Origin of the sequence: Bradyrhizobium sp. (assembly GCF_035484855.1) — a bacterium.
GTDB lineage: Bacteria > Pseudomonadota > Alphaproteobacteria > Rhizobiales > Xanthobacteraceae > Bradyrhizobium.
Genome location: NZ_DATHOP010000220.1, coordinates 1 through 6,347 on the forward strand (window position 1 = coordinate 1; position 6,347 = coordinate 6,347).

A 6,347-nucleotide genomic window follows, 5' to 3' on the forward strand; every position below is an offset into this window, starting at 1 on the left:
AACGAAAAGCTGTCGTCGGTATCGAGCGCCTTGGATCGAGGGAAGGCGTTGTTGGTGACGGCGATCCCATGCGGGATGTCGTCCTTGTTGGTCCAGGTCACCGTGGTGCCGGCCTTCACCGTCACCGTCGCCGGATTGAAGGTGAAGTTGTCGATGCCGACGACCGCCGCCGCCGCGGTTTGCGCCCCGGCGAACAGCACGCCGCCAGCCAACACCGAGCCGACCGCGGCGCCAATGAGCGCCGCGCTGATTGCACTTCGCCACATGGTCTTGTCCTTTTAGCTCTTCAGCGGCGTGTCGATGATGGCGAGCTGCTTCTCGTTCTGCTTGAACGTGATGCTGGCAGTGCCGAGCATGGTGCGCAGCTTATCGTCTTCGACCTTCATCGGGCCGGGCGAGGGCGCCGCGCCCGGCGCCGGCTGTGGGAACGCGGTGGAGCGGGCGGTGTGGAACGTGACATTGCCCTCCACCTTCTGCATCACCTGGTGGATGTGGCCGTTGAGCACCGTCACCGAGCCGAACTTTTTGAGGTATGTCAGCGCCTGGGCGCCGTCCTGGGTGCCCCAGCCCCATTCCGGATAGACCGTCCACAGCGGAATGTGGGCGAACACCACGATCGGGGTGGATTTCGATTTGCCCTTGAGGTCGTCCTCGAGCCATTCGAGCTGCTCGGCGCCGAGATTGCCGAGCCCGCCGGCCTTGAGGTTCACCACGTTGACGAGGCCGATGAAATGCACGCCGTTGGCGTCGAAGGAGTACCACCCGGCGCCCTTGGTGCCCTTGCCGTAGCGGTCCTTGTAGAACTTGATCTCCTCGTCGAGGAAGTCGTGCTCGCCGGGTACGTAATGCACGTCGAGTTTGGCCTGCGAGATGATGCGCTCGGCATCGTCGAATTCGGTGGCCTTCGACAGATGGCTGATGTCGCCGGTGTGGATCATGAAGGCCGGCTTGATCGGCATCGCCTTGACCTTGGCGATGGCCTCTTCCAGCGTGCCCAATGCGTTCGGATTGGCCGGCTTGTCGAAGCCGACATGGCTGTCGCTGATCTGCAGGAAGCTCAGCCCGGCGGGCTCGGCCGCCTGCGCCGAACCGACCAGGCCCAGCGAACGGGGCACGCCGCCCGAAATGGTCCAGAGCACGCCGGTGCCGGCCCAGGTCATGCATTCCAGCACGCGGCGGCGGCTGACGCCGCTTCCGTCGTCGTTATGGTCGTGATTGCTCATCGCCTCTTCTCCATGAGACCCATGATTGGGTTCCGGGGACGAGATCGGGGAGCGGGCCGGTTTATTCCCGGCCAGGAGGGTTCGGCGGGCTCGGGCGATGACGATTACGTGAAATCGTGCGAGCAGGAGCGCTACATGGCTAACCTATCGCGAATCCTTCAGAATCATCGCCGCGGCCTTTTCGGCGATCATCGCGGTCGGGGTATTGGTATTGCCCGAGGTGATCATCGGCATCACCGACGCATCGGCGACGCGCAGGCCGGTGAGCCCGAAAAACCGCAGGCGTTCGTCGACCACGGCGAGGGAATCGCTGGCGGTACCCATTTTCGCGGTGCCGACGGGGTGAAAGATCGTGGTGCCGATATCGCCGGCGGCTTTCGCCAGCGACGCATCGTCGTCGCCGACCGATGGGCCCGGCAGGAATTCGTCGGGGTGATAGGGCGCAAGCGCCCTCTGCTGCATCAGCCGCCGCGTGGTGCGGATGGCGTCGGCGGCGACCTGGCGGTCCTCGCCGGTAGCAAGGTAATTCGGCGCGATCGCGGGCGCTTCGGCTGGCCCGGCCGAGCGGATGCGCACGGTGCCGCGCGAGGTCGGCTGCAAATTGCAGGCGCTGACGGTAATAGCCGGGAAGCGATGCAGCGGATCGCCGAACTTGTCGAGCGACAGCGGCTGCACATGGAACTGGATGTTGGCGCGGCCGCGATGGGAATCGGAGCGGGTGAAGATCCCGAGCTGCGAGGGCGCCATGGTCAGCGGCCCGCGACGGCGGAAGGCATAGTCGAGGCCCATCAAAGCGCGGCGGGGAAGCGAATAGTAGGTCTCGTTCAGGGTGCGCACGCCCTCGACCTTGTAGATCGCGCGCTGCTGCAGATGGTCCTGCAGGTTGCGCCCGACGCCGGGCCGGTCGATCAAGGGTGCGATGCCGAGCGGCGCCAGCCATTCCGCGGGCCCAATGCCGGAGCGATGCAGCACCTGGACCGATCCGATCGAGCCGGCGCACAGGATCACTTCGCCTTTGGCGCGGGCCTCGACGACCTCGCCGTCCCGGATGAATCGCACGCCTTTGGCGCGGCCGTCCTCGACGATCAGGCGGTCGACCAGCACATTCTTCTCGAGCCGCAGGTTGGGACGCGACAATGCCGGCTTCAAGAATCCCCGCGCCGAGGACCAGCGCCGTCCCCGTTTCTGGTTGACATGAAAATAGCCGACGCCTTCGTTGTCGCCGGTGTTGAAATCCGCGATCCGTCGGATGCCCATCTGCTCGGCGGCGTCGCCGACCGCATCCAGAATCGCCCAGGACAGCCTTGGCGCCTCGATGCGCCAGCCGCCACCGGTGCCGTGGTGCTCGGTTTCGCCGAGGAAATGATCCTCCAGCTTTCGGAACGCCGGCAGCACGTCGTCGTAACCCCACCCGGCGAGGCCGAGCTGACGCCAATGGTCGTAGTCGGCGGCTTGTCCGCGCATCGAGATCATGGCGTTGATGGAAGAGGAGCCGCCGATCACCTTGCCGCGGGGATAGGCCAGCGAACGGCCGTTGAGGCCGGCTTCCGGCTCGGTCCGGAACATCCAGTCCGAGCGGGGATTGCCGATCGCGAAGAGGTAGCCGACCGGGATGTGAAACCAGATCCAGTTATCGCTGCCGCCGGCCTCCAGGATCAGCACGCGATTTCCGGGATCGGCCGACAGGCGGTTGGCGACGATGCAGCCGGCGGTGCCCGCGCCGATGACGATATAGTCGTATTCCCCCTCGAGCCGCTTGGTCATCTCTGCATTTCCGGTCGTTTCCGGCCTCATACAGTCAGACGACGCCGGCGGGGACAAGTGCCCCGTTTGGGCACATCCGTGACACCTGTCGCAGGCATGGCTGACACTCCACTTCCGCGCGCGAGAAGTAATGGGCAGACCGCCGACGCATGCTAGAGATGACACAACAACCGCGAACCGAGTATTGCCATGCCTATCGTCAACCGCGTCGCCGATCTGCAACCCGACATCCAGGCCTGGCGCCGGGACATCCATGAACATCCGGAATTGCTGTACGAAGTGCACCGCACTGCGGCATTGGTGGCGGATCGGTTGCGGGAATTCGGCTGCGACGAGGTTGCCACCGGCCTCGGCCGTACCGGCGTCGTCGGCGTCATCAAGGGCCGCAAGCCCGCGGCCAAGGACGGCGTCAAGGTGATAGGACTTCGCGCCGACATGGACGCGCTGCCGATCGAGGAGGAGACTGGTGTTCCTTACGCCTCGAGGAACAAGGGCCTGATGCATGCTTGCGGCCATGACGGACACACCGCCATGCTGCTAGGTGCCGCGCGCTATCTGGCCGAGACGCGGAATTTCGCCGGCGACGCGGTCGTGATCTTCCAGCCGGCCGAAGAAGGCGGCGCCGGCGCCGTGGCGATGATCAAGGACGGGCTGATGGACCGTTTCGGTATCGAGCAGGTCTATGGCATGCACAACGGTCCGGGCATTCCGGTCGGCTCGTTCGCCATTCGCCCCGGTCCAATCATGGCTGGAGGCGATGCCGTCGTCATCAACATCGAGGGGCTCGGCGGGCACGCCGCGCGCCCGCACAAATGTATCGATTCCGTACTTGTCGGCGCGCAGTTGATCACGGCGCTGCAGTCGATCGTGTCGCGCAGCGTCGATCCGCTGGAATCGGCCGTGATTTCGATTTGCGAATTTCACGCCGGCAATGCCCGCAACGTGATCCCGCAAACCGCTGAGCTGAAAGGCACCGTCCGCACCCTGAACGGCGGCGTGCGAAAACTGGTCGAAAAGCGGGTGCGCGAGGTCGTCGCCGGTGTGGCGCAGATCACCGGCGCCAGGATCGATCTGGAATACACCCACGGCTATCCGGTGACGGTCAACCATGCCCAGCAAACGGATGTCGCGACGCGGGCGGCCAGGGAAATTTCCGGAGACGCCAACGTTCACGAGATGCCGCCGCTGATGGCGGGGGAGGATTTCGCCTACATGCTGGAGCAGAGGCCGGGTGCGCTGATTTTCTGCGGCAACGGGGACAGCGCCGGCTTGCATCACCCCGCCTACAATTTCGACGACGAGGCGATCGTGTTCGGTACCTCTTACTGGATCAAGCTGGTCGAGAACACGCTGGCCGCGTGAGAGCCGTTCACCCGCATTTCGACGTAGGGTCGTCTGAAGCCCTCCAGAGGGTGTTGGGCAGATCATCCCCGCGTGTTAGACAGGGGCGAGCACTCAACCCCGAAAACCGAGAACATCCATGCCCATCGTCAACCGCGTCGCCGATCTGCAACCCGATATTCAGGCCTGGCGCCGCGATATCCATGAACATCCGGAATTGCTGTACGACGTGCACCGCACTGCAGCATTCGTGGCGGACCGCCTGCGCGAATTCGGCTGCGATGAAGTTGCGACGGGACTTGGCCGCACCGGTGTGGTCGGCGTCATCAAGGGCCGCAAGCCGGCCGGCAAGGGCGATATCAAGGTGATCGGACTGCGCGCCGACATGGACGCGCTGCCGATCGTGGAAGCGACCGATCTTCCCTATGCCTCCAAGACGAAGGGCCTGATGCACGCCTGCGGCCATGACGGACACACCGCGATGCTGCTCGGCGCGGCGCGCTATCTGGCGGAGACGCGGAATTTCGCCGGCGATGCGGTCGTGATCTTCCAGCCCGCGGAAGAGGGCGGCGCGGGAGCCGCCGCGATGATCAAGGACGGGCTGATGGACCGCTTCGCCATCGAGCAGGTCTATGGCATGCATAATGGTCCGGGAATTCCGGTCGGCTCGTTCGCGATCCGCTCCGGCCCGATCATGGCCGCCACCGATTCCATCGATATCAACATCGAAGGCCTTGGCGGGCACGCTGCGCGTCCGCACAAATGCATCGATTCCGTTCTGGTCGGCGCGCAGTTGATCACGGCGTTGCAGTCGATCGTATCGCGCAGCGTCGATCCGCTGGACTCCGCGGTCATTTCGATATGCGAGTTCCACGCCGGCAACGCGCGCAACGTCATCCCGCAAACTGCCGAACTGAGGGGCACGGTGCGGACGCTGACGCCGGAAGTGCGGGAGCTGGTCGAGAAGCGGGTGCGCGAGGTCGTCGCCGGCGTGGCGCAGATCACCGGCGCCAAGATCGCGCTTGCCTACGAACACGGCTACCCGGTGACGGTCAACCATGCTTCGCAGACCGATGTCGCGACGCAAGTGGCGAAGGAAGTGGCGGGCGAGGCCAATGTTCACGAGAGCGCGCCGATGATGGGCGCGGAGGATTTCTCCTATATGCTGGAGGCGCGGCCGGGTGCGTTTATCTTCTGCGGCAACGGCAACAGCGCCGGCCTGCATCATCCCGCCTACAACTTCAACGACGAGGCGATCGTTTACGGCACCTCGTACTGGATCAAGCTGGTCGAGAACACGCTGGCGGCGTGAGGCGGGCGCCGGCTTCTCAAGCCGCGAACAAACAAAGGGCCCGCGCGGTTGCCGCGGGCCCTTTATTTCATGCCATGGCGAACGGCGCCGGAGTTGCCGCCTACAATATCCTGTAAAACAGGAAATACAGGGAGCCCGAGATCATCATCGCGGCCGGCAAGGTCAGCACCCAGGCGAGCGCGATGTTGCGGATCGTCGACCATTGCAGTCCGGATCCGCTGGCCGCCATGGTGCCGGCGATACCGGAGGAGAGCACGTGCGTGGTCGAAACCGGCAGGCCGTATCCGTCGGCGGCCGCGATCGTCGCCGCCGCCGTGATTTCGGCGCAGGCGCCTTGCGCGTAGGTCAGATGAGTCTTGCCGATTTTCTCGCCGACCGTGACGACGATGCGCTTCCAGCCGATCATGGTGCCGAGGCCGAGCGCGATGGCGACGGCGATCTTCACCCAGGTCGGAATGAATTTCGTCGCGCTGTCGAGCGACCCCTTGTAGCTGTTGAGCGTGGCAATCTCGTCGTTGTTGAGTTCGCTTTCCTTGTCCTTCATCAGGAAGCGGATCGCCTCGGAAACCAGATACATGTCGTTGCGGGTGTTACCGATGGCTTCAGCGGGGAATTTTGCAAGCGATCCGTACTGGGTCACCTGGGTGCCGATGTCGCGCACCAGCACCGCCAATGACGGGTAGGTCCCTTCATTGATCTGGTGTTGC

6 protein-coding genes are annotated in these 6,347 nt (G+C 64.4%); 2 read left to right on the forward strand and 4 right to left on the reverse strand.

Translation table 11 applies throughout. From position 1 onward, the window contains the following. The 3 genes from VK804_RS25495 to VK804_RS25505 all read right to left on the reverse strand — a co-directional run. Positions 1–266, reverse strand: a 266-nt coding sequence (locus tag VK804_RS25495; RefSeq protein ID WP_325375371.1) for a plastocyanin/azurin family copper-binding protein, incomplete at its 3' end; no start/stop codon positions are given. 12 nt (positions 267–278) lie between these two features. Beyond that, the gene (locus VK804_RS25500; protein WP_325375373.1) at positions 279–1,223 is read right to left on the reverse strand and encodes a metallophosphoesterase family protein; all 945 of its coding nucleotides are present in this window, start codon (positions 1,221–1,223) and stop codon (positions 279–281) included. Between the two features lie 144 nt (positions 1,224–1,367). Further along, on the reverse strand, positions 1,368–2,987 hold the full coding sequence (locus tag VK804_RS25505; protein ID WP_325375375.1) for a GMC family oxidoreductase: 1,620 nt from the start codon (positions 2,985–2,987) through the stop codon (positions 1,368–1,370). 189 nt (positions 2,988–3,176) lie between these two features. On the opposite strand from VK804_RS25505, the gene VK804_RS25510 reads away from it, so the two are divergent. Both VK804_RS25510 and VK804_RS25515 read left to right on the forward strand, forming a co-directional pair. Next, on the forward strand, positions 3,177–4,349 hold the full coding sequence (locus VK804_RS25510; protein WP_325375377.1) for a M20 aminoacylase family protein: 1,173 nt from the start codon (positions 3,177–3,179) through the stop codon (positions 4,347–4,349). Between the two features lie 118 nt (positions 4,350–4,467). After that, a complete protein-coding gene (locus VK804_RS25515; RefSeq protein ID WP_325375379.1) occupies positions 4,468–5,640 on the forward strand; it encodes a M20 aminoacylase family protein in 1,173 nt (390 codons plus the stop codon). A 100-nt stretch (positions 5,641–5,740) separates the two neighbouring features. On the opposite strand, the gene VK804_RS25520 is transcribed toward VK804_RS25515, so the two are convergent. Next, a partial coding sequence (locus VK804_RS25520; protein WP_325375381.1) for an inorganic phosphate transporter occupies positions 5,741–6,347 on the reverse strand: 607 nt, incomplete at its 5' end.